This window comes from Flavobacterium sp. 245 (genome assembly GCF_004362055.1).
Lineage (GTDB): Bacteria > Bacteroidota > Bacteroidia > Flavobacteriales > Flavobacteriaceae > Flavobacterium.
This window is the reverse complement of the sequence record NZ_SNXB01000014.1, coordinates 76,488-101,192: the sequence shown is the minus strand read 5'-3', so window position 1 is coordinate 101,192 and position 24,705 is coordinate 76,488. Positions and strand designations below refer to the sequence as shown.

The window sequence follows — 24,705 nt, the reverse complement described above, 5'->3', positions numbered from 1 at the left end:
GTAGTGGCAGTAAGACCCGCAGGAGGAAGATAAGTCGAGCTTGTAGCGCCGCTTATAGCCGCCGCATAGCCGTCGGCAGAAGATCTCCATGAATAGGTTATAGGTGTCACACCACCGCTTGCATCAGTAGTGCTTCCGATTGTTGTTGCCGGTGTTCCGCCGTAACAGATGGTCTCGCCAGTTGAAGCGATAGTTCCTGTTGAAAACTGGCTTCTTACCGTTACTTGCCAAGTTCCTGTAGCAACTGCTGGTGTTGTGCTGCAGGTATTGTCTTTTGCGTATCTTCTGTAGCTTGTAGTGGCAGTAAGACCCGCAGGAGGAAGATAAGTCGAGCTTGTAGCGCCGCTTATAGCCGCCGCATAGCCGTCGGCAGAAGATCTCCATGAATACGTTATAGGCGCATCGCCACCGCTTGCATCAGTCGTGCTTCCGATTGTTGTTGCCGGTGTTCCGCCGTAACAGATGGTCTCGCCAGTTGAAGCGATAGTTCCTGTTGAAAACTGGCTTCTTACCGTTACTGTTACAACACCAGAATTTACAGCAGGACACAGCCCAGTAGTTACAACAGCTCTATAATAACGTGTAGCAGTTAGCGCTCCAATTTGTGCACTAGTTAGCGGGCTACTTGTTGCCCCTAACACATCACTAAATGCAGAATTATCAGAAGAAACTTGCCATTGAATAGTTCCTGTATTTCCTGTCAATGTTATATTATTTGGTTGCGTGTTATAACAAATTGTTTGATTTGCAGAAACCGCTCCTATTGAACTCGCTACTAAAGTAGCTGAAGAATTAACACTGTTACTACATAGTGAAACTGATGGATTTGCCGATTCACTACCAGATCCTAAATTTGTAATTCTTATTGTACTACCGACTGTTGATATATCTGTTGTCAAAAAGCTTCCCGATCCAGGAGTTGTCACTGTCATTGTAGCAGTTCTCCCGGTTAACGTTGGAGTAGTAGTATTATATGTTACAGTATAAATACCTACAGGTAAACCTGCTGCAGTTCCTGTTAAGGTGATTGATGATGCACCAGATGAACCACAAATTATCCCAGCAACTGATGTAATACTATATGTTTGACAGGTATAGGTAACAGCAACTTTACCAGCTGCTCCATCACCTCCGGCTCTACTCCCCCCAGTTTGAGAAGTTCGAGCTCCACCTCCACCCCCTCCAAAAATACTTCCCGCTACTCCATTATTAGTTCCATCCCAAAAATCGCGCACTCCGCCACCTGCTCCACCACCTGTGCCAGCACCTGATCCACCTGCCCCTGATTCAATTCCGAAACCTGTATCACCATCTCCACCGTTATTACCTGCGGTACGAGTAAAAGTTCCCACAGAATTAGCGACCGTACCTCCTGCGCCACCTAAAGGAGATCCGCCAGAAATATTTCCTTTTCCTCCACTTCCTCCCGCAGCTCGAACAGCATTATTTAGAGAAGGAATACTTGAAGTTATATTAGAAAATCCTCCATCATTACCATCTGCACCAGAGTTACCAATTCCTCCAACTCCAACTACAGCATTAATTTGATTGCCACCAGTAACTGTCAATACAGATCTTGCATAAGCACCCCCTCCGCCTCCAGCTCCTCCTTTTGCGCTAGTTCCGGATATATTAGTTGATCCCCCACCAGCTCCACCTCCACCCCAGCAATCCACTGTTATAGGAGTTGATCCAGCTGGAACTACAAAACTTGTGTTAGTCGTATAAGTCCTAGTTGTTTGTCCGAAAACAACAGTTTGCAAAAAAATAAAAAATAAAAACGAATAAAGTAGTTTTCGAATCATATAAGGCGTGGTATTAAATTTGTTTTTGGCGTTATAAAGAAACAAAACCGCATTGCATTTCTTGGGCAATGCTTTAATTTTGGCTTTTAAAACTTTACTATCAAAGGTTAAAACCCTGTTTTTCAAGCAGTCTTAACTTACGATATTATCGTACAAAAATATTATAATTCCGCACACACACAACATTTTAGCTGTTTTCTTTTTAAGAAATCGAAAAAAATTATCATAAAATTTAACAACAAAATGACTATTTTTAATATTTATAGTTAAAAAGCAAGAAAAAACACATGAATTCAATTTGTACTCCAAAAGAAGCTTTACAGAAATTAGAACACTTTTGTGCGTATCAAGAACGCTGTCACGATGAAGTAGTTTCAAAATTATACAGCTTAAAAATGACGGCAGACGAAATTGATATAATTGTGGTTCAGCTTATTGAAGGGAATTTTTTGAACGAAACTCGATTTGCCTGTTCTTTTGCAAGAGGTAAACATCGCATGAAATCTTGGGGAAAAATCAGAATTACCAATGAACTCAAACTCCGAAATATATCTTCAACAAATATCACTTTGGCACTAAAAGAAATTTCAGCAGAAGAATATGAAATCACTTTTAATGAACTTTCTGAAAAATGCTGGAATAGCATCCAAGAAAAAAATCAACTTAAGAAAAGAAAAAAGTTTTGCGACTATCTTCTTCGTCGGGGTTATGAGAGCAATTTTGTTTATGAAAAAGCTAAAGAACTGGAACAAGAATAACTTCCATTTTTCTCACATAATACTTCTTCTTAATTTCCTGAAAAACAACCAATTTATCAGAAAATACTTTCCTATACAAATGTCGTTTTCTTGCGAATTACGCAATATGTTAGACGTTTTTTGGTTTGAAATTGCAAAAACACAACTGTTTTACCTGATATGTTGCGACTTTTCTTATAATTAATTTTACTGTTTTATAAGAATTACCATAAATACCGCATTTTCAACATGCATTTCAACGATTAATCTAAACACTTCATCGATTAATCACCCTTTCTAAAACCATCTTTTTTCGAAACTCGTAGATGTATATATCTTTGCTAGGTTAAATGCTATGCCAGCATAACATCCTGATTGAAACCACTTAACATGACTACTTGGCTTCTTTTGGATGTAGCTTTTTCAAGAAATTGATGGCATACGAACGTTAAACAAAACAAAATAAAAAAACCGTTTTTAAAAATTAAATGCCACGATTTAATATGATTAGAAAATTACTTTTAAGTTTTTTATTTTTACTATTGCCTTTTTTTGGATTTGCCCAAGCTTTAACCGGTCGTGATTACACAGTTGGTGGTTCAGGCTCTGATTTTCCCACTTTAGCGGATGCAGTAAGCCGCATCAACAGAGACGGAATAAGTGGCGCAGTAACTTTACTTTTAAATGAAAATCAACCACTAGCATCACAAATTGTTATTGATCAAATTGTAGGCTCTAGCGCAACCAACACTCTTACTATTAAACCGAATGTAGGCAAAACTATTACAATTTCTGGAGGTCAAGTTTGGACAAATACTTCGCTAATTAAACTAAACGGAGCTGATTATGTCATTATTGATGGTAGTAATACAATCAATGGCACAACTAAAAACCTGACAATAAAAAGTACTGTTGCTGCCGACAATAACAGCGAAAGCGTAATTTGGATTGGTAGTGCTTCAAACTCTAATGGAGCAACTTATAATACTATTAAAAACACTATCATTCTTGGAAGCCTTAATACTCCAAGTAATGAGAACAGCACTTGCTTAAATGGTATTCTTTCATCAAGTTCTTCTGACATTACAAAGGAAGAAGACAGTCCAAACAGCTACAACACTATTACCAACAATACCATTTCGGCTGTGAGAAATGGTATAAATATTAAAGGAAATAAAAACTCCACTTCAAAAAACTTGACTATTTCAAGTAATGATTTTGGAGGTTCTGGAAAAGAGATCACGCTTAATGGAATTATAATTGATAATGCAGATTCTTTCAGCATCACCAAAAATACTTTAGATAATTTTTTAAGAAGTGACAACAGCACCTTTATCTACGGTATTACAATAAAAGGAAAATCATCAAACGGTTCTATACTTCAGAATAAAATTTCAAATATTAAATCTGTTCAGTCTGGTTCACGAGGAATTTATATTGATTTAGATAATTCTGTTACATCAAATTCAACTATTGCAAATAACTTTATCAGTTCCGTCTATACTTCTCCTTATAACAATAAGGATGATTACAATAATGCAGGACATGGTATCTATATTAACAACGGAAAAAAAATAAACATCTATTACAATACTGTATCATTAAATATGAATCAGAATGTTTTATCAGCTTGTTTATTTATTGCCGATGGCAGTGTTTTGGACATACGAAACAATATATTCTCTAATTCTCAAACTAGTGGTACTCGCTTTGCAATTTATACTAGTACAAATAAAAATGCTTTTTCATTTATAAGATATAATAATTACGTAACCAGCTCTGGTGGCAAGATCGGACACATGGGAAGCCCAAATTCTGATTCATCAACGATTACAGAATGGCAAACAAGTACAGGTCAGGATACGGGTTCACTAAGTGCCGTGCCAACATTCTCATCTGAGTTGTTTTTAGCTGCAGGAAATATAATCAACGAAAGTTTAATTGGGGATTCTACATTATCAGCAATAACAAATGACATTCAAGGCGATAGCAGGACAAAACCTTACATGGGTGCAGATGAAATTTTTAGCTGCACATCACCTTCAATCACAACTCAGCCTGCAATTCCAGCTACTACTTGTTCAGGAAACGGTACGCAGTCAATGACTGTTGCGGCTTCAGGAACAGGATTAACTTATCAATGGAGAAAAGGTGGCATTAACTTGTCAAACGGAACAGTCATTGGCGGGGCAACATCAGCCACGCTTACCTTAACTAATCCGACAACTTCTGACGCAGGAAGTTATGATGTAGTTATAACTGGAACTTGTTCTCCAATCGTAACTTCTAATCCAGTTACTGTCACAATAAATTCCGCTCCTACAATAACAACACAGCCGACTGCTCCTGCAGCAACGTGCTCAGGAAGCGGTACCCAGTCAATGACTGTTGTAGCTTCAGGAACAGGGCCATTAACTTATCAATGGAAAAAAGACGGTACAAATGTAACAAACGGAGGAGTTGTAGCCGGGGCGACAACAGCAACGCTTACTTTAACTAACCCAACAACAGCAAACCAAGGAAGCTATACTGTACAAATCAGTGGTTCTTGCGCACCAGCTGTAACTTCAACTCCTGTTGCTGTTACAATAAATACAGCGACAGCAATAACAACACAACCAACTGCGCCTGCAGCAACTTGTTCAGGAAATGGCACACAGTCAATGACCGTTGTAGCTACAGGAACAGGATTAACTTATCAATGGCGAAAAGACTTAACTCCAATTACAAACGGAGGTGTTATAAGCGGGGCAACATCTGCCACGCTTACTCTAACTAATCCGACAGCTTCTGACGCAGGAAGCTATGACGTAGTTGTAACTGGAACTTGTGCCTCAGCAGTAACATCAACTGCCAGAACAGTAACTGTATATACTCCAACAATTACTACAACACCAAAAGCAAAAACCTGTGCAAATAGGCATATAGCGTATGATACTCAAGGAGGAAAGTCTAATTATATATGGTCTGTTTCAGGAGTACTTAATACTGATTACAAACTTATTGATAAAGGAACTGCTACTGATAGCTATATTGTAATTGAATGGTTAACTACAGGATCAAAAACAGTAAGTGTTAATTATACCAATGCCAATGGATGCACCACTTCTACTCCCGGCACATACACAACAGAAATCGTAATGCTGGACCAAGGTCAAGTTAATGGCGGAAAACATATTTGTCCTGGCGAAACATTACCACCATTAACATTTAATACTTACGCTAATCGCAATGTACCATATCCAGATAGATCAGTAATTGTAAAATGGCAATATAGCACTGGAGGCAACGTAAACTATATCGACATTCCAAATACTGCCGGAGAAATTACCTATACTCCAACATCAATGTCTGGAACAACCAGACAATACCGAGTTGTGGTTGATAACGGAGCATGTAGTGCAGAATCTATATACAGCGCAATAGATATTGACGTAACAACTGCAATTACAGTTGAGTCAATAGCTGGACAGTCAGTATGCAGCGGTACCGCCTTTACACCTATTTCTGTTACTGCAGTAGGAACTCCAAGAGGAGGTCAATCTTCTATTGAATATCAATGGTATAGAAACACAACAAACAGCACTATAGGTGGGACGTCATTAGGCACAGCAAATAATGCTAACACCAATACTTATACTCCACAACCTGGAACTGCAGGAACATCATATTATTACTATTGTATTGTTACCGGAAATTGTGGTACCGCAACAAGTAGTGTTTCAGGCGCCTTTATTACTAATGCAAAACCAACAGCTCCTTCAGCAACCGTAACTACACAGCCAACTTGCTCTGGAACTAAAGGAACTATTACAATTACTCCAGTCAGTGGACTTACCTATAGCATCAACGGAACTGATTATTACAATCAAACTGTATTCGACTCACTAGATCCAAATACTTATATCGTAACTTCAAAAAATGCTTTGGGCTGTATTTCACCAACAGGAACATCATTACAAGTTAATACTCCAATGTCTAAAACATGGACAGGAGCAACAAGCACAGATTGGAATGTAGCAGGTAACTGGAGTCCATCAGGAATTCCATCTGCAACAGACTGTGTTATTATACCTGCGGGCGTAGCAAAAAACCCAGTTATTTCAGATGAAAATTTGGACTCCTACGCCTATACACTAACTATTAATGATCAAGCTTCACTACTTGTTAAAAGCAGTACTACTTTGAGAGTTTACAGTGCCGTTAAAGTTTTATCATCTGCCTCAACATCAGGCTCATTATTTTTCGAAAACAAAGCAAGCTTAATTCAAACAGACAATACGCCAAACATAAACAGCGGTAAAATTTCCTATCAGCGTACAACTCCAGGAATTCGTCAAGCTGATTATACTTATTGGTCAACACCTGTACAAGGGCAAACTCCTGCTGGAATTTCTCCTTTAACTGATCCAAGCAAAATCTATTATCATAGTGGTTCTGGATGGGTTGCAATGTCTAAAACAGGCGTTATGACTCCTGGCAAAGGTTATATTATTCGTGGTCCAGAAAATTATTCGAATACGGACAGAGTTACTTACACGGCGACTTTTTCAGGAATACCAAATAACGGTACTATTAATACTGAAAACTTGAATGCTGACAAATTTTATCTTGTTGGAAATCCTTATCCATCAGCTTTGGATGCTGAAAAATTTATACTTGCAAATCGTGACATGTTAAAAGGAACTCTTTATTTCTGGACACATAACACACCCGTAGTATTAGGAGGTGCATATCAATATGGTTCAGATGATTATGCTACTTATAATCTTACCGGTAGTGTAAAAGTCGCAGAACCGGCAGGATCGGCAAATAATTCAAACAACTATGCAAGACCAAGCGGTCAGATTGGTGCAGGACAAGCTTTCTTTGCGGGAACAAAAACTCCTGGATCACTAGTTTTTACCAACGCTATGCGATCAGGAGGAAAGGATAATGGCCAATTCTATAAGCCAGGAAAAGATTCTAAAACAACTGGATTAGAAAAACATCGTGTATGGTTAAATATGACCAATACAGAAGGCGCTTTTAAGCAGTTAATGGTAGGTTATATTGAAGGAGCGACTGATGCATATGAAAGCCTTTTTGATGGTACCACTTTTGACGCAAATAAGTACCTGGACTTTTACAGCATCAATGAAAGTGATAAATTAGTAATTCAAGGACGTGCGCTTCCTTTTAAAGAAGCAGATATCGTACCATTAGGCTATCGTACGACCATTAATGGCAATTTCACCATTTCTATTGACGAAGTCGACGGAAACATGACTACTCAGAAGATTTATTTAGAAGACAAAACCACTTCTGTAATTCACGACCTAACGGCAAGCAATTACACTTTTACAACTGTCGCAGGAACTTTCCCAGACCGATTTGTACTTCGCTACACTAATAAATCTCTAGGTACAGGTGATTTCGAAAATATCGAAAACGGAGTTTTAGTTTCAGTAAAGGACAAAACAATAAAAGTGCTTTCGTCTAGTGAAATTTTAAAAGAAGTAAATATTTATGACATCTCAGGAAAATTGCTTTACAATAAAACAAAAGTTGCTTCTAACGAATTGCAAGTTTCAAATTTACAGTCAAGCAATCAGGTTTTAATTGTAAAAGTTACTTTAGAAAATGGCTTCACAGTTTCGAAAAAGATTATTTTCCAATAAATAAAAGACACCATTTCATAAAAAAACCATCCGCCGTCACGGATGGTTTTTTTTATTATATTCAGAAGTTTTTCTTCTTTAATTATCTCTTTTCAATTAACACACTGACTGCATTTCCGCCAAAACCAACAGCATTAATTAAAACCTTTTTTATCGCTTTATTCTGATTCTGTTTTTCTCCAAATGGCACAGCAATAAACGTATCCTGCTGCATCATCATAAGCGCTAATTCTAAACTCAAAATTCCAGAAGCACCAAACGTGTGACCTATTTTCCACTTATTAGTGGTCAGCAAAGGCAATTTCGCTCCAAAGACTTTCTCAATTGCGCGCAATTCGGTCAAATCTCCCTTGATTGTTCCTGGTGCATGCATCACGATCGCATCAATACTTTCTAAATCTTCCTCTTTCAAGGCCATTTTCATTGATTTCTGAAAACAAGTTGCTTCCGCAGAAATCGAAATATTATGTTCTAATACTTCCGTTGCATAACCTACTCCGGTTACATAAGCAATGGCATTTTCTGTTTCTCCTGCTTCCAGACAGCAAACTGCTGCTCCTTCCCCTAAAATCATTGTATTTTGCGTTTTCTCAAAATCAAAAGCCAGATTTGGCCAAGCTTCCTGATCTTGATCAATACGAGAATAGATTTTCAAAGCTCTCATTTGAGCAATAGTAAAATCGGTCAATGGCGCTTCACTTCCACCTACCAAAAACTTATCTGCCATTCCAGATTTCAGCCAAGCAACGCCATTTAATAAGGCATGAAGCGCTGTGGAACAAGTTATAGAATGCGAAATTTCTGGACCTGTGCTTTGCAAATCATGAGCAATCCAAGACGAAATATTTCCCAATGTAGTCGTCGGCGAAGCTAAAGTCTGAGCTTTCCCCGTGTTGATATATTCTTTAAAATGTTTTTCAAATAAATCAGTCGCTCCTCTTGAAGAGCCAATATTTATTCCGAAAACATCATCTGAGCTCCAGCCTGCCTGTTCAACCGCTTTACGCGAAGCTGCCAAAGCAAACAAAACCGAATCATCTAAAAACTTATATTTAGGATCTGATTCCCTAATCTCAGAAACAATCTGTTTTGATTCCGCACTTAAAGCAGCAACAGAAGTTTCCTGCTGATCTAAAAATCGTTTCGAAAAGCAGTGTTGGTTATCGAGGTATTTTTTCCAAACTTCATCAGTATTATTTCCTAAAGGAGAAATAGAAGAAAAAGCTGTTATGGAGATTTTTTGTGTATTCAAAATATTGTTTTTATGCTAATTGCATTTAACCGCAAAGGTCGCGAAGGTTTACGCAAAGGTCGCAAAAGTTTATAAAATGTTTGAATTAATTGTCTATAAAGTTTACAAAGCTTTATTAAAAATGGAACACGGATGACGCGGATTAAACCATTTCTATGGCCTCTTCAATTGTCTTATAGACTTTTTGAAGTTGTTCATCTGTCATTATGTATGGAGGAAGAATGTAAACGATGTTTCCAACCGGTCTTAAAATAACTCCTTTATTGATAAAGAAATTATACAATTTTGTACGCATCGATCCATAGTAGCTTTCCTCCGAATCAGATTTGATTTCTACAGCAAAAATAACTCCCAACGTTCTGGCTGTTATTACTTTTGCATGACTTTCAATTTTCTTTTGAAATGTTAAGTGGCTTTTATGGATTCTTTCAATATTAGCCTGCATTTCATTAGTCTGCAATAAATCGATACTGGCCAATGCTGCAGCACAACCTGTTGGATTTGCAGTAAAAGTATGACCGTGAAATAATGCTTTATTGATATCATCGTCATAAAAAGCATCAAAAACTTCTTGGGTAAAAGTCGTAATCGCCATTGGAATTGTACCGCCGGTTAACGCTTTCGACAAACAAATCATATCTGGATCGGCATCGACATAATCCATTGCAAAGGTTTTTCCCGTTTTACCAAAGCCTGTCATTACTTCATCGGCAATGGTTAAAACATTGTTTTCTTTGCAAATTCCGATCAGTTTTGATAAGGCTTCTGGTTCGTACATTACCATTCCGGCTGCACCTTGAACCAAAGGCTCGAAAATGAATCCAGCGCAATTATGTTTTTCAATTACATTTTTCAGTGCCTCAAAACTTGCTTCCTCCTGCCCTTTTATCGGAACCGGAATTCGGACAACATCAATAAACATTCCTTGAAAAGCTTGTGTATAAAATGAAATACCGCTTGCCGCCATGGCAGCAAAAGTATCTCCATGAAAGGCATTTTCGAAAGCAATTATAGTTGTACGCTTTTCATTTTTATTGAAAAAATATTGCAATGCTACTTTAATTGCCACTTCAACCGCAGTTGAACCATTATCAGAAAAGAAGATTTTTTGCTGATTCTTTGGCAAAATTTCCATTAATTTTTCAGCGACTTTTATTGCAGGTTCGTGTGTAAAACCTCCAAATAAAACATGTTCTAAAGTCGTCAACTGTTTGTAGATCGCATCGGCAATAAATTTATTGCTGTGCCCAAACGGATTAACCCACCAAGACGCAATTGCATCAATATATTCTTTATTGTTTTCGTCCCAAAGCAATGCGCCTTCTCCTCTAGAAATGGCAATTGGTGTTTGTGATGTTTTGTGCTGTGTATAAGGATGCCAAAGGTATTGGCTGTCTTTTTCTGTTAATGTCATAGTGGTGAAATGTTTTTTGTTAGATGTGAGATGAAAGCATTTTACTTTTTACAAAACACATTTTACATTTTCAAAAGGTTTTCTCGAAACAAATCAGCGTATTCGCGAATGACGTTTTGATCGAAATAAGGTTCTTCATCAATTCTTCCGATACATTTAATTCCAGTTTTATTCAGAATTAAACTTTCAGTCGATTTGTTTTCGCTTCCGCTGAAGATAATTCCGGCGACTTCAAAACCTCTATTTTGAATAGCTTCAATAGTCAACAAAGTATGATTGATGCTTCCTAAATAATGTCTCGAAACCACAATTACTTTATAATCCTTCTGAATCAAATCTACAATCGTATCTTTTTCATTTAGCGGAACAAAAATCCCTCCCGCTCCTTCAATAACCAAATGATTTTCTGTTTTTGGCTCTTGAATATTTTTCAAATCAATTGTAATTCCATCAATTTCAGCTGCCAAATGCGGACTTGCCGGCGTGTTTAACTCGTAAGCATTCGGAAAAAAATGCGATTTTGAATTGGAAATTTTAGCTTTCACCTTGTGAGTGTCGCTCAAATCTAAATCTCCGGCTTGTATCGGTTTCCAATAATCGGCCTCTAAAGCTTCAACTACAATAGTCGAAGCTACAGTTTTGCCAACATCAGTAGAAATTCCTGTAATAAATATCTTCATTTTTTTATTTTAATGAAATACAAAAATACCAATAAAAACAAGAAACCCATCAATTACGATGGGTTGAGTTTTATTCTTCTTTTAGTTCGTCAATTACTTTTTTGATTTCTTTGGCATATTTTCCATAAAATTTATGCACCCACCATTCTAAAGCAACTCCCATAAAAAGCATGCTAAAAACAACAATTCCAAACAATACGACCAATTGATAATTTGTTATTCCTGTAGTTAAAAAGCCAGGGATTTTTTTAGAAAGGTCATTATACAAAAGACCTATTGTGGCCATAATCATAAAAGGAGTTAATGCAAATCCCCAAGTTTTGTACAATTCCATATTCAGTCTAATATCAAAATAAGTTTCATACAAACTGTCTTTTGTTTTTAATGTGATAGCGCCCAATCTTTTATAAAAGAAATAAAGTTTTGCTAAATAATAAACGCAAATCGCCACAAAAAAGCTAAAAAGTAAGTAAAACAACATTATTCCTTTTTGCGGAAAATCAAATATTAAAGGAATAAATCCGATAAGGACAATTGAAATGCTTTGATGAAAAAATTCCATTTTTAAATTTTTCTTAATCTTATCCAATGGTGTATTGGCCGACTGTATTTTTTCTAAATTATCTGGAAGAACGACATTTTCAGTCTTCTCGTTATTCCATGCGTTTTGTATATCGTTAAAATCCATATCCCTGATTTTTAATTATTTCTTTTAATTTTTCTTTTGCTCTGTTTAATTTCACTCTTGCGTTTCCTTCAGAAATTCCAAGATTCTCTCCAATTTCCTTATGCGAAAAACCCTCGAGTTGATAGAAGATGATAGCTTTGTCAATTTTTTCCAATTTCTGAACTGCTTTATAAAAATGATCCAGCTGACTTTCTTTTATATGCGAGTCGCCTTCATCATCTTTAATATTCTCCGAAGCAATTTCGTATTTATCCACCTTTCGTTTTTCTTTTCTCAGGAAAACGATAGCGGTATTAACGGCCACTCGATACATCCAGGTCGAAAATTGGCTTTCATTTCGAAACGTATCATACGATTTCCAAAGCTGACAGACAATCTCCTGAAACAAATCCTGCTGATCATCATAATTGTCCATGTACATTTTTGAAACTTTGTACAGAATTCCTTTGTGACTTTCTATCCGATTTAAAAACTCTTGCTCTTTCTCTTTCAAAATTGTTTTAATTCATTACTGGTTTTACAATATATCCTGCTTTTCTTAATAAATTAATTAATCCCAACTCTCCGCCCAAATGTCCAGCTCCCACGGCAACAAATACACTTTCTTTTTTCATCATTTCAGGCAATTGCGTTACCCAATTTTCATTTCGATTGTCAAGCATATATTTTCTTGCCTTCGCATTCATATATTTTTCATCTGTGATACCTTTGAACAACTCACCTAAATTTTCACTTTTATAATTCGTTACTAATTTAGTAGTTTCATTTGTATTATACTCTGCCAAAGAAGCAATCATTTCATCATCAGAAAACGCTTTGTCGACACTTTCTAATTGCGATTTAATTGTTTCAAGACCCACAGTTTCAATATTTCGAGATTTAGCCATTTCTATAAAGCTCATCTCATAAAATTTTAAATCTGTACAACCAAATGTTTTCACCGAAATTAAACTCATAACTGTCATTAGAGTAAAGCTATCTACTTGTTGAACACTCATTCCTGTCGTTGTTTTCAATATTTTATCTAAATCGGCGAGTTGCGTTGGCGTTAATTTTTTACTTAATGGTTCTTTACCCATTGCCATTTTTTGCATATCACTCAATTCTTTTGGGTCAGCCAGATTTACCTCTAAAACCAATTTCTCTGACGATGCAAATGCTTTTTTTGTTTTTTCGGTAAGAAAAAAATCTCCCGCACAAATCATATGAACGGTTCCGTACAGATAGGATGGTTTTGCTAAACCGTTTCCTGAAACTTCCCATAAAAGAGAATTTTCTAGTTTTGGAGATTTTGTTTGCGCTTGAGTTTTTCCACTAAAAACTAATAAGATTACTGCGATTGCTGATGTAAGTAAATTTTTCATAATGTTGATTGATTTTGATTGATGATGTTTGATTGATTTGATTTGATTGATTTGATTGATGATTTTAAAACTTCTTATTATTTGCTGTATTTTTTTCTTTGCCAACAAGCCAAAGAAGCAAAAAACAAACAAAGCATAGTTAGAAGCAGGTCTTTATTTGGTTTGTCTAAAATAAATTGGTTTACAAGAGAATAAGCTAGTCCTGCAGAAGCTAATTGAACAAACAAGAAATTGAAGATTTTTTCGCCGATTGAAGTTGATGTTGTTTTCATAATTGATTTGATTTATTGATTAATGATTGATGATTGAATAAAATTTGATTGATTGATTTGATGATTGAAAAACGCTGTTAATTCTTCATGAATTTTTTTCGTTGCCAAGAAGCGATTGAAATCACAAATAAACAAATCATTACAATGAGCGTTTCTGTTCTTGGTTTATCGAAAATAAAATGGTTTGCTAAAGTGTACCCTAATCCGAGAGAAGTACAAAATATAAATACAAAGCTTGAAGTTCTTTCTTTTTTTGAAGTTGATTGTGTTTTCATAATTATTTTGGTTTATTTGATTACGGCTCGTAAGTAATCGAATAATCAAAACGTTACAAAAAATTTTCAACTTTTTTTAAAAAGTGAGGAAATACAATACTTTAGAGAAGAAAAAAAAAGCCCACCGATCGAACTGATCCAACAGATTATCGCAGATTATTGATATTTTGTTTTCTATTTTTTGTGTAGATAATGCGCTTAAATTCTGGCGTTTCTCCAAAATTCAACAACAAGCCAACTTGAATTTGAGTTGATTTTAGATAGTTCATTAATTGAGCTATATGAGAACTGATAAGATATTCACAAACCTTGAGTTCAACAATTATTGTGTCTTCAATTAATAAATCAGCATAAAATTCTCCGACTAACTGATTTTTGAAATAAACTTTTATTTGCTTCTGAGCTTCTACTTTATAGCCTTGTGCTTTTAATTCGAAGTACATTGCATTTTGATATACTTTTTCAAGAAAGCCATAACCAAGTTCGTTATAAACATCGTAAAAAATTTTCAAAATTGGTTTAGAAATTTCCTTGTGTAATAAATCTGCCATAATCATCTGCGACAATCCGCTAAATCAGCGTCATCTGTGCGCTAAAATACGAAATTTCTTAATAATTCTAAAGCCAGATTGATTTCTTCTTCAGAATTATAACTGTGAATACAAAAACGAAGTCGTTCCTGACCTTCAGGAACTGTAGGTGAAAGAATCGGTTTGACATCAAAACCTTTATCTTGCAGTTGCTGTGCTAACTGTTTCACTTTTCCATTTCCCGGAACAATAGCAGATTGTATTGCCGATTTACTTCGGACAAACATTGTCTTTAATCCCAATAAACTTTTCTGCTGATTAAAGAAAATGATATTCTGACGTAATTTTTCAATCGATTCTTTTTCTGATTCTAAGTGTTGGTAAGCAATCAAGATCGTAGCAACAGCATGTGGAGACAAACCTGTTGTGTAAATAAAACTTCTGGAGAAGTTTACAAGATATTCTTTAAGTTCAAAACTTCCCAACACCACCGAACCGTGACAACCAAGACCTTTTCCGAATGTCATAATTCGGGCAAAAATTCTGTTATGCAGTTGCAGATATTGCGTCAAGCCTTCTCCTTTTTCTCCAAAAACACCCAGAGTGTGGGCTTCATCGACTATTAAGTAGCAATTATATTTTTCTGTTAAATCTACTAATTCTTCTAAATTAGGACTATCACCATCCATTGAAAAAACAGTTTCGGTAACAACATAGATATTTGTATCAGGAAACTTTACAATCAGACGCTCTAAATCTTCAAAATCGTTGTGATTGAATTTATAAGATTTTGCATTTGACATTGCAATTCCGTCACGAATAGAAGCATGACTTAACTCGTCATACAAAATAACATCATTTCGTTGCGGTAAAGCACTAAAAAAACCAACATTGGCATCGTAACCCGAATTAAAAATTAAAGCCGATTCAGCCTCATGAAATTGCGCTATAAAAGATTCCGCAACTTGGTATAAAGAATGATTACCTGATATTAATCGTGAACCAGTAGCTCCATTTTGAACGATTTCATTTTCAATTAAATAATGGTGCGAAAGTTTAAAAATAGATTCCGATTTTGAAAATCCGATATAATCGTTTGACGAAAAATCAACAAGGTTATTAAAACTTGGCAATTTTCTTAACGAATTATTTTGCTTTCTGTTCTCAAGCTTTTGAATAAGATTTTCAGGTAATTTCATGAAAGCAAAGTTATGAAATTGAATTAGAAATTAAATAAAAGAAACTTTTGGACATAAAAAAAGCCAAACATTACTGTTTGGCTTTTCATTTATTTTGAAATTGTATTAGTCAACTAAAACAATTACTTTATTGTCTTTCATTTCGATTGTACCTGACGTAATCTCTAATGTATAAGTTTGGTCATTAACTCTCATAAATTTATCTGCTACCTCTTTAGAAAAATTAAAGCTTGGCGCTGCAATTTTTATAGTTCCTTTTTCAAGAATAGAAACAATAGGAGCGTGATTATTCAAAATTTGAAAGCTTCCATCAACTCCAGGAACCGTAACTGAAGTCACTTGTCCTGAAAATAATTTTGCTTCTGGTGATACTATGTCTAAAATCATATTTTTTTTAGTTAATAGTTGATCGTTGATGGTTGATGGTTGCTTTCTAACAACTAACAACTAACAACTAACAACCAAATTATGCTTCAGCCAACATTTTTTCTCCAGCTTCGATAGCATCCTGAATAGAACCTTTCAAGTTGAAAGCTGCTTCTGGAAGGTGATCTAACTCACCATCAATAATCATGTTGAAACCTTTGATCGTATCTTTAATATCAACTAATACTCCAGGAATACCAGTAAACTGCTCAGCAACGTGGAACGGCTGAGACAAGAAACGTTGTACACGACGTGCTCTAGATACAGATAATTTATCTTCTTCAGATAACTCTTCCATACCAAGAATCGCGATAATATCTTGAAGTTGTTTGTATTTTTGAAGAATCTCTTTTACTCTTTGTGCACAGTCGTAGTGCTCATTTCCTAAAATTTGAGGAGTCAAAATTCTTGAAGTAGAATCTAACGGGTCAACCGCTGGATAAATACCTAACTCAGCAATTTTACGAGACAATACTGTTGTAGCATCTAAGTGAGCAAACGTTGTTGCTGGCGCCGGGTCAGTTAAGTCATCCGCAGGAACGTAAACCGCTTGTACAGATGTAATAGATCCTTTGTTTGTAGATGTAATACGCTCTTGCATAGCTCCCATCTCTGTTGCTAGAGTTGGTTGGTATCCTACTGCAGAAGGCATACGACCTAAAAGTGCTGATACTTCAGAACCTGCTTGTGTAAAACGGAAAATGTTATCAACGAAGAATAATACATCTTTACCTTGATCAGTTCCAGCTCCATCACGGAAATACTCAGCGATAGATAATCCTGAAAGTGCTACACGAGCACGAGCTCCAGGAGGCTCATTCATTTGTCCGAAAACGAAAGTAGCTTTAGACTCTCTCATTCCTGGAACATCTACTTTAGATAAATCCCATCCTCCATTTTCCATAGAGTGCATGAAATCATCACCGTATTTAATAATTCCTGACTCTAACATCTCACGAAGCAAGTCATTTCCTTCACGTGTTCTTTCTCCTACTCCTGCGAATACTGAAAGTCCACCGTGACCTTTTGCGATATTGTTGATCAACTCCTGAATCAATACTGTTTTACCAACACCAGCACCACCAAACAATCCAATTTTACCTCCTTTTGCATAAGGCTCGATCAAATCGATTACTTTAATACCTGTGAATAAAACTTCAGATGAAGTTGATAAATCTTCGAATTTAGGAGCTTGTCTGTGAATAGACAAACCGTTTTCTCCTGTTTTTGGCAAGTTTCCTAAACCATCAATTGCATCTCCAATTACATTGAATAATCTTCCATATACGTCTGGACCGATTGGCATTTGGATTGGATTACCAGTTCCAACTACTTCATATCCTCTAGACAAACCGTCTGTAGAGTCCATAGAGATTGTACGAACAGTGTTTTCTCCAATGTGAGATTGTACTTCAAGAACTAATAATGTTCCATCTTTTTTTGTGATTTCTAATGAATCATAAATTTTTGGAAGTTCAACATCCTTACCGTTGAAAACTACGTCAACTACTGGTCCAATGATTTGAGCAACTTTTCCTATTACTTTTGACATTACTTATGTATTTATTAAATAGCTATTTAGGTTTATCGAAAATACCTCTTTTTTCAGAGCGCAAAGATAATTTTTTAAAATATAAAATCAATTTTTTTTTCATAAAAAATAGCATCATTTTGTTTGATTCCTAAAACTAAGCCCTCAAATAACTAAAATTGTATTTTTTAACAAAATAAAAAAAGCCACTGCATTTTAAAAATGAGTGGCTTTTTACTAAAAAAAATTGGCATTATTGAATTACTTGCGGATATTGAATTGGATACAAAGCCAAATCAACATGACGCAAAGTTGAACCATATTTTGCATTAATGGCGTCTATAAAAATATTAGCAATCAAACCATAACCTCTTGCACTTGGATGAACTCCGTCTAATGAGAAAGCACCACCAGTTGCAAAAGAAGATGACATTACAAAATTACCAAATCTAATTCCACCACTTGATAATTGCGTCAAAGTTGCCTTTGTATCAACAAAAGCCAGATCTTTTGCTTTAGCAATACTTTCAATAGTAACATTATAAGCATCGGTAGCTTTTTTAACCTCTGCTGTTTCTGTTGGAACCAATACATGTTTATCTTGTAACGGATACGTTATCCCAAATTTATCCAAAGGAGCCGGAGGTGCAATTCCTAAACCAGAATTTGCTGCGGTCGGAGCAGTACCAATATCAGCTCTAGTAGTCAAAACTACTAAATCGGTAGCTTTTGCTTGTCTTGCCTGACCAAACACTGCGCCATAAAAAGCAGCTGTTTGCGCTCCCAATGTTGGAGTAAATGCAGCAGTCAACTGCGCTGATAGATTTGTCAAACTTTCATCTTTTATAAGAAGCGGAAGATTTGTAGCTGTTTCTGACAATAAATTAATTCGGTCTCCTGCACCAAAAGCAGTCAATGCTTGTTTTAAAGGACCATATAACTGAGCATTTAATGCTTGTATCGTTGCTTTACCTACTGCTTCGTTGCCATTTCCAAGAATTTTTGGCGTAAGCGGATTATAAGGAACTGTTGTAAAATAAGGCAAAGCGGTAATGTATGGCAAATTTGCCACTACTCCTTTTGCGCCTTTAGCAGTTAAACCTGTAACCAAAGTATTATACATATTTGCAAATACGGTTGGATCTGTAATATCGCTTCCTCCGTATGTCGCCGGATTTGTATTTCCTGTTTGATCTTTTCCTACCCCTCCAGAAGTTGCATAAGCTAAAACATCATTTCCTCCAATAAATAAAGAGAAGAACGTCGGGTTTTGAGCAATTGCATCAGCTAAAACTGTAGTTCCCGGTGCACTAGAAAATCTAGCAAAATAAGGATTAGCAGCACCAGTAGCAACTCCTGCCACATTTCCGTAACCAGGAGCTAGCAAATGAAAACTTTTTGCCCCCGGAACACCTAAATTACCAAATGTCCCTGTTAAATGCGTCGTAACCTCTGTTGTTGGTTTTCCAGGTACATTTGTTGGAGTTTGAGTCTGTCCAACAAAATACAAACGTGTTCCTGCAATAACATTACCACCCAAAAGCAAACCTCCTATATTATCATTCACTAAAGGAGTTTTAAATTCTCCTCCTCCCGCTGCAGCTAATTGCTGCGCTAAAATATTCGGATATGCATTAGTTTGACCTTTTATAAATAAAGCATTATCACTATAACCAGCAGCAAAAGAATCTCCGAGCGCAACATATTTTGTAAAAACTGCCGAACCAGGAACAACCGGAACTTCTGCAGGCGTATCATTATCATCACTATTACATGCCATAAAGGTTAGAGAAACCAATAAAAGCCATTTTATATTTTTTTTCATGTTATTAAAATTTAAAATTATTACTTCTTTCCATTTGATCCATTTGAAAAAACAGAAAGAAAACCCTACTTCATCAAATTAACTTCTTTCAATTATGGATTAATTGTCCAAGAAGCAAACCACATCTGACCAATTGCTCCAGCACCAATTACCTGAAGATAATCTTTTCCGAAAAGGTTAGTTGCCCCCACTTTAATAACTGATTTAAGCTTTGGAAGACCGTAATTAACCTGCGCATCAAGAACAGTGTTCTCTGGAATCATTCCATCTCCGAAAGAAGACTGCCATAAATACTCAGTGTTCCATCTTACATTCACATTAAATCCTAAATTTTTAGCCACTTTTGCATTTCCAAGAGAAGCTTTGATTCTATGTTTTGGCGTATTAAATCCAGCCACAAAACTTGGATCTTCTGACTGATCAAAGTCAAACTGCGCGTAGTTGTAGTTCACACCTAATTCAAAATCTTTATATACTTTTTTAGACAAACCAACACCAACACCAAAAGAAGAAATTTGAGCAGTTGTATTTGTATAAACTTGATAAACTCTTCTGTCGCCAAAAGCAAGTGCAGCATAAGTCATTTGAACATTTGGATCTGATGGATTTGTTCCTACTGTACCGTAGTAAGGAGAAATAACTCTAGCCGTATTCATGAAATCATTGTAGATGTTGTAATATGCATTCAAGTCAATTGACAAGTCATTTTGAACCACAGAACGATATCCTGCTTCAAAAGCCTGAACTTGCTCTGGTTTTACCAAACCAATATTGGCCACCTGAAGATCTCCAGGATTTGCAGAAGCCGCGAATGCCTGAACAGAAGCTACAGTATACGCATTATGATAAGCGTTTTGACCAGATAAATTTACAGTCGCCGGAGCACCTGCAGCCTGACCCGCTAAACTAACTGGCATTGTTTCTTGAAATCTGTCTAAGTTTTCTGGTGCAGAACCAATTAAGGCAAATGGCCCTAGATCTAAACCAATATATTGATCTTGTGTTGTTGGATTACGGAAACCTGTTTGATAAGACAATCTGAAGTTATGTCTTTTTGATTCACCTGCAGCATATGTAAACGAAACTCTTGGCGAAATATTTCCATCAAAATTTTGACTTTTGTCATAACGTAAAGATCCAGTAAATTTAAATCTGTCATCAAGCCATTTTTTTTGCAATTGAGCATACGCTCCATATTCTTTATATTCAATTGGGCCATCATAATCAGTAAAGATAGTACCTTCAGAATCCATGATGTATTTTCTCCAAGAACCACCCACTTGAATTTCTGCCCATTTAACCAAATCTTTAAAATTATAATTCACATCTGAATGATATAATTTTGAGTGATCGATAAATTTAGCACCCTGAGTCAAATCAGGATTCGAAATTACTTTAGCAAGAGCATTGTTAAATTGTGCTGAACCTGGTTCAAATCTAGCAGAACCTGTTGGTTTTGGAAGAAAAGACAAAGCAGGAGGAAGAACATTATAATCTGCAAAATTTCTTGCAATTGCAGCAGATTCATTTGCATTTGTTCCCATCACAGCGCCTGAATATTGATAAGCTGTTGCATAATTAGTAAACCATTCCTGATCTGATTTTGCAGCTCTGTTTACGTTCCACGCCGCAAATCTCATGTCATAAGAATCTCCAGCATCTTCACTTGTAAAATAAACTCTTCCAAAGAAGTTTTTCCCTTTCACCTCAAATTTACCTTGTTGCATTAAGAAATCTTTCAAAGCATATCTATTTGCTCCTTGATAAATAGTACTTCCTGTACCAATTTTATATTGCAAGATAAACTCAGTATCATCTTTCCAAGGTTTAAAGTGTGCACTGAAATCAGCTTTCATACTCTTAACTTTATTGTCAGTCAAGTCTTGCTCGCGATATCCAGTTCTGCTCACCTGTCCTACGTTCGGAATAAAAGTAGTAACCTCGTCACCATAAATATTTAATCCATCATAATTCTGATTCATTGCATGCCCCACAGAACCGCCAGTCATACTTCTAGTATCAGCAGCAATCCATTCTGAAGCTTCCATGTAAGTGAAATTAGCTTTTAAAGCGAAAGTTTCTGTAAACGCTTTAGCCGCTCTAATTCCAAAATCATTATAATCGTTTGTTCCTGCAGCATCTTGAGAAGTCTGCCCATATTTATAGTAAACACTAATTCCTTCATTAGTAAAAGGGCTTTTACTATTCATAAACATAATACCATTAAAAGCATTTGCACCATAAAGAGCTGAAGAAGCTCCAGGCAAAAGCTCAACACTTGACACATCAATATCTGAAATACCAATTAAATTACCCAAAACAAAATTTAATGCTGGCGAAGAATTATCCATTCCATCAACCAATTGCATAAAACGAGTATTTGCTACAGACGCAAATCCACGTGTATTTATTGATTTAAAAGATATACTGCTGGTATTAAAATGCACCTCTTTTAAATTTTCTAAACCATCATAAAATGTTGGTGCTGTTGTGTTTTTAATTTCTTGAAGCCCCATTCTTTCAACAGTTACGGGAGATTCAATTATTCTTTCAGGAGTTCTGGAAGCCGAAACTACAATTTCATCCAATTTAGTTTCTTCATCTTTCAGTACTACATCAATTTTTTGATTCAAAGATGTAACACTAATTGTTTTAGTTTCAAAACCTACTGCCGAAACCTTAATTGTAAAAGGTGGCTTAGAAGCAGTATTCAACTTAAAAGTACCATCAAAATCAGTTGAAGTTCCACCTGAACTTCCTACTATATTAACATTGGCACCAGGGATAGATTGTTTGTTACTATCGGTAACAGAACCAGAAATTGAATTCTGCGCAAAGGAAACGCCGCAGAAAAACAACATAATCAGCAAATAGATTCTCATTTGGGTTAGGTTTTTGGTTAGTTTATCTAGCCAAAATACAAATATTTTTGATATTAATAAAAAAACGTTAAAAAAAATTAATATAACGCATAAATATTGTTACTATTTTAACTTTTTCACATTGTATTTTATTCAATTAACAGCAACAACGGGGCTTTTCAAATCTTAAATAGTATGCATACATATAAAATTTGATTAAAAAGTTGAGGATTTAATAAAAATAGCGGGGTTAGAAAAAAAATCTGATAATAAAAAAAAGCGAGACCTAAATCTCGCTTTTTTAACATTTATATATTCTATGTCTATTACTCTACCGTCACAGATTTTGCCAAATTACGTGGCTGATCAACATTACAACCTCTCATAACTGCAATATAATAAGAAAGTAATTGCAATGGAATAGTTGTAATTAACGGAGATAATGCATCAGATGTTTCCGGAATTTCGATTACGTAATCTGCTAATTCACGAACTTGAGTATCACCTTTAGTAACAACAGCAATAATTTTACCGCTTCGAGATTTAATCTCCTGAATGTTACTTACAATTTTATCGTAATGTCCTTGTTTAGGTGCAATTACAATAACCGGCATATGCTCATCAATCAAAGCGATAGGACCGTGTTTCATTTCTGCTGCAGGATATCCTTCAGCATGGATATATGAAATTTCTTTTAGCTTTAAAGCTCCTTCAAGCGCAACTGGGAAATTATACCCACGACCTAAATAAAGACAGTTTGGCGCATCTTTAAAAGCCGCAGCAATTTCTTTTGCTCTATCATTTGTTTCTAATGCTTCAGCCACTTTTTCAGGAATTATTTCTAATTCTTGCAAGTAAGTATGGAAATCACTATTAGTCAAAGTTCCTTTTGCTTTTCCTAATCTTAACGCAATCATTGTTAAAACTGTGATCTGCGTAGTAAAAGCTTTAGTAGAAGCTACTCCAATTTCTGGCCCCGCGTGTGTATAAGCACCAGCATGACTTTCTCTTGAGATAGAAGAACCTACAACATTACAAACTCCAAAAACAAAAGCACCATTTTCTTTTGCTAATTTAATAGCCGCCATTGTATCAGCCGTTTCTCCAGATTGAGAAATTGCAATTACAACATCATCTTTATTTATGATAGGATTTCTATATCTAAACTCAGAAGCGTATTCTACTTCAACAGGTATACGAGTAAATTCTTCAAAAATATACTCCGCTACTAAACCTGCGTGCCATGAAGTTCCACAAGCTACAATTAGAATACGTTTTGCATTTAAGAATTTCTCCAAATTATCTTCAACACCAGCCATTTGAACAATTCCTTCATTTGCATGAAGTCTTCCTCTGTATGTATCTTTAATTACACTTGGCTGTTCGTAGATTTCTTTTAGCATGAAATGATCATAGCCCCCTTTTTCAATCTGCTCCAAATTCATCTGAAGTTCTTGAATATAAGGATCAACTAATGAGTCGTCTTTTATTTTTCTAACTTTAAGAGGCTTATGCAATCTAATATTTGCCATTTCGCCATCTTCAAGATAAATTGCATTTGAAGTATATTCAATAAAAGGAGAAGCGTCAGAAGCAATAAAATATTCACCCTCGCCAACACCAATTGCTAACGGGCTTCCTAATCTTGCCGCAACGATTTCATCAGGATTTTTTTTATCAAAAACTGCAATTGCATAAGCGCCTACAACTTGATTCAAAGCAATTTGCACTGCTTTTCCTAATTTGATATTTTCGTTTTTTTGAACTTCCTCAATTAAGTTTACTAAAACTTCGGTATCTGTATCTGATTTAAAAGTATAACCTCTCTTAATTAACTCTTCTTTCAGCGGTGCATAATTTTCAATAATTCCGTTATGAATAATAACTAGTTCACCAGAATTAGAAAGGTGCGGATGCGAATTCACATCATTTGGCACTCCGTGGGTTGCCCAACGCGTATGCCCAATACCAATAGTTCCGTTTGTTGTAAAATTATCTTTAGCCTTAGCTTCAAGATCCGAAACTTTACCTTTTGTCTTACAAAGTTTTACTCCAGTTTCGTTGTCAAACAACATCACACCGGCACTGTCATAACCTCTGTATTCGAGTCGTTTTAATCCCTTGATAACAATAGGATATGCCTCTCTATGGCCAATATATCCAACAATTCCACACATATATATTTA

17 protein-coding genes and 1 pseudogene are annotated in these 24,705 nt (G+C 35.8%); 2 read left to right on the top strand and 16 right to left on the bottom strand.

Annotated elements, in window-relative coordinates:
• A pseudogene (locus tag EV145_RS20845) lies at positions 1-1,805 on the bottom strand (hypothetical protein); the annotation flags it as partial.
• Positions 1,806-2,092: 287 nt separating this feature from the next.
• Between EV145_RS20845 and EV145_RS20840 the strand changes: the two are divergent.
• Together EV145_RS20840 and EV145_RS20835 are read left to right on the top strand one after the other, a co-directional pair.
• Positions 2,093-2,563, top strand: coding sequence for a regulatory protein RecX (locus tag EV145_RS20840; protein ID WP_133527119.1), 471 nt, complete (start codon positions 2,093-2,095; stop codon positions 2,561-2,563).
• Between the two features lie 482 nt (positions 2,564-3,045).
• Positions 3,046-8,202: a T9SS sorting signal type C domain-containing protein gene (locus EV145_RS20835; protein ID WP_208110924.1), complete on the top strand. Its 5,157-nt coding sequence runs from the start codon at positions 3,046-3,048 to the stop codon at positions 8,200-8,202.
• A gap of 82 nt (positions 8,203-8,284) precedes the next feature.
• Here the strand turns inward: EV145_RS20835 and EV145_RS20830 are convergent, their stop codons facing one another.
• The 15 genes from EV145_RS20830 to glmS form a co-directional block, all read right to left on the bottom strand.
• Positions 8,285-9,454, bottom strand: a complete 1,170-nt coding sequence (locus tag EV145_RS20830; protein WP_133527117.1) for a beta-ketoacyl synthase N-terminal-like domain-containing protein — start codon at positions 9,452-9,454, stop codon at positions 8,285-8,287.
• 142 nt (positions 9,455-9,596) lie between these two features.
• Complete coding sequence (gene bioA / locus EV145_RS20825; RefSeq protein ID WP_133527116.1) at positions 9,597-10,868, bottom strand: adenosylmethionine--8-amino-7-oxononanoate transaminase; 1,272 nt, start codon at positions 10,866-10,868, stop codon at positions 9,597-9,599.
• 62 nt (positions 10,869-10,930) lie between these two features.
• Entirely contained in the window at positions 10,931-11,548 is a 618-nt protein-coding gene (gene bioD, locus EV145_RS20820; RefSeq protein ID WP_133527115.1) for a dethiobiotin synthase, read from the bottom strand.
• A 70-nt stretch (positions 11,549-11,618) separates the two neighbouring features.
• Complete coding sequence (locus EV145_RS20815; protein WP_133527114.1) at positions 11,619-12,236, bottom strand: hypothetical protein; 618 nt, start codon at positions 12,234-12,236, stop codon at positions 11,619-11,621.
• Positions 12,226-12,729, bottom strand: a complete 504-nt coding sequence (locus EV145_RS20810; RefSeq protein ID WP_035652894.1) for an RNA polymerase sigma factor — start codon at positions 12,727-12,729, stop codon at positions 12,226-12,228. The genes EV145_RS20815 and EV145_RS20810 overlap by 11 nt, the downstream gene beginning before the upstream one ends.
• Before the next feature lie 7 nt (positions 12,730-12,736).
• A complete protein-coding gene (locus tag EV145_RS20805) occupies positions 12,737-13,600 on the bottom strand; it encodes a TraB/GumN family protein (protein ID WP_133527113.1) in 864 nt (287 codons plus the stop codon).
• A 77-nt stretch (positions 13,601-13,677) separates the two neighbouring features.
• Positions 13,678-13,872, bottom strand: coding sequence for a hypothetical protein (locus tag EV145_RS20800; protein WP_133527112.1), 195 nt, complete (start codon positions 13,870-13,872; stop codon positions 13,678-13,680).
• Between the two features lie 77 nt (positions 13,873-13,949).
• Positions 13,950-14,147 (bottom strand): hypothetical protein, encoded by a 198-nt coding sequence (locus EV145_RS22555; RefSeq protein WP_133527111.1) that lies wholly within the window; start codon positions 14,145-14,147, stop codon positions 13,950-13,952.
• A 146-nt stretch (positions 14,148-14,293) separates the two neighbouring features.
• Positions 14,294-14,698, bottom strand: coding sequence for a GxxExxY protein (locus EV145_RS20790; protein ID WP_133527110.1), 405 nt, complete (start codon positions 14,696-14,698; stop codon positions 14,294-14,296).
• A gap of 41 nt (positions 14,699-14,739) precedes the next feature.
• Positions 14,740-15,876, bottom strand: coding sequence for an aminotransferase class I/II-fold pyridoxal phosphate-dependent enzyme (locus EV145_RS20785; protein ID WP_133527109.1), 1,137 nt, complete (start codon positions 15,874-15,876; stop codon positions 14,740-14,742).
• A 105-nt stretch (positions 15,877-15,981) separates the two neighbouring features.
• Positions 15,982-16,263, bottom strand: a complete 282-nt coding sequence (locus EV145_RS20780) for a F0F1 ATP synthase subunit epsilon (RefSeq protein ID WP_133527108.1) — start codon at positions 16,261-16,263, stop codon at positions 15,982-15,984.
• Positions 16,264-16,342: 79 nt separating this feature from the next.
• Positions 16,343-17,854 carry a F0F1 ATP synthase subunit beta gene (atpD, locus tag EV145_RS20775; protein WP_133527107.1) on the bottom strand — a complete coding sequence of 504 codons (1,512 nt, stop codon included), beginning with the start codon at positions 17,852-17,854 and terminating at the stop codon, positions 16,343-16,345.
• A 232-nt stretch (positions 17,855-18,086) separates the two neighbouring features.
• Complete coding sequence (locus EV145_RS20770; protein ID WP_133527106.1) at positions 18,087-19,658, bottom strand: G-D-S-L family lipolytic protein; 1,572 nt, start codon at positions 19,656-19,658, stop codon at positions 18,087-18,089.
• Positions 19,659-19,750: 92 nt separating this feature from the next.
• The gene (locus EV145_RS20765) at positions 19,751-22,540 is read right to left on the bottom strand and encodes a TonB-dependent receptor (protein WP_133527105.1); all 2,790 of its coding nucleotides are present in this window, start codon (positions 22,538-22,540) and stop codon (positions 19,751-19,753) included.
• 305 nt (positions 22,541-22,845) lie between these two features.
• Positions 22,846-24,696, bottom strand: coding sequence for a glutamine--fructose-6-phosphate transaminase (isomerizing) (glmS, locus tag EV145_RS20760; RefSeq protein WP_133527104.1), 1,851 nt, complete (start codon positions 24,694-24,696; stop codon positions 22,846-22,848).
• Positions 24,697-24,705 lie beyond the last annotated feature (9 nt).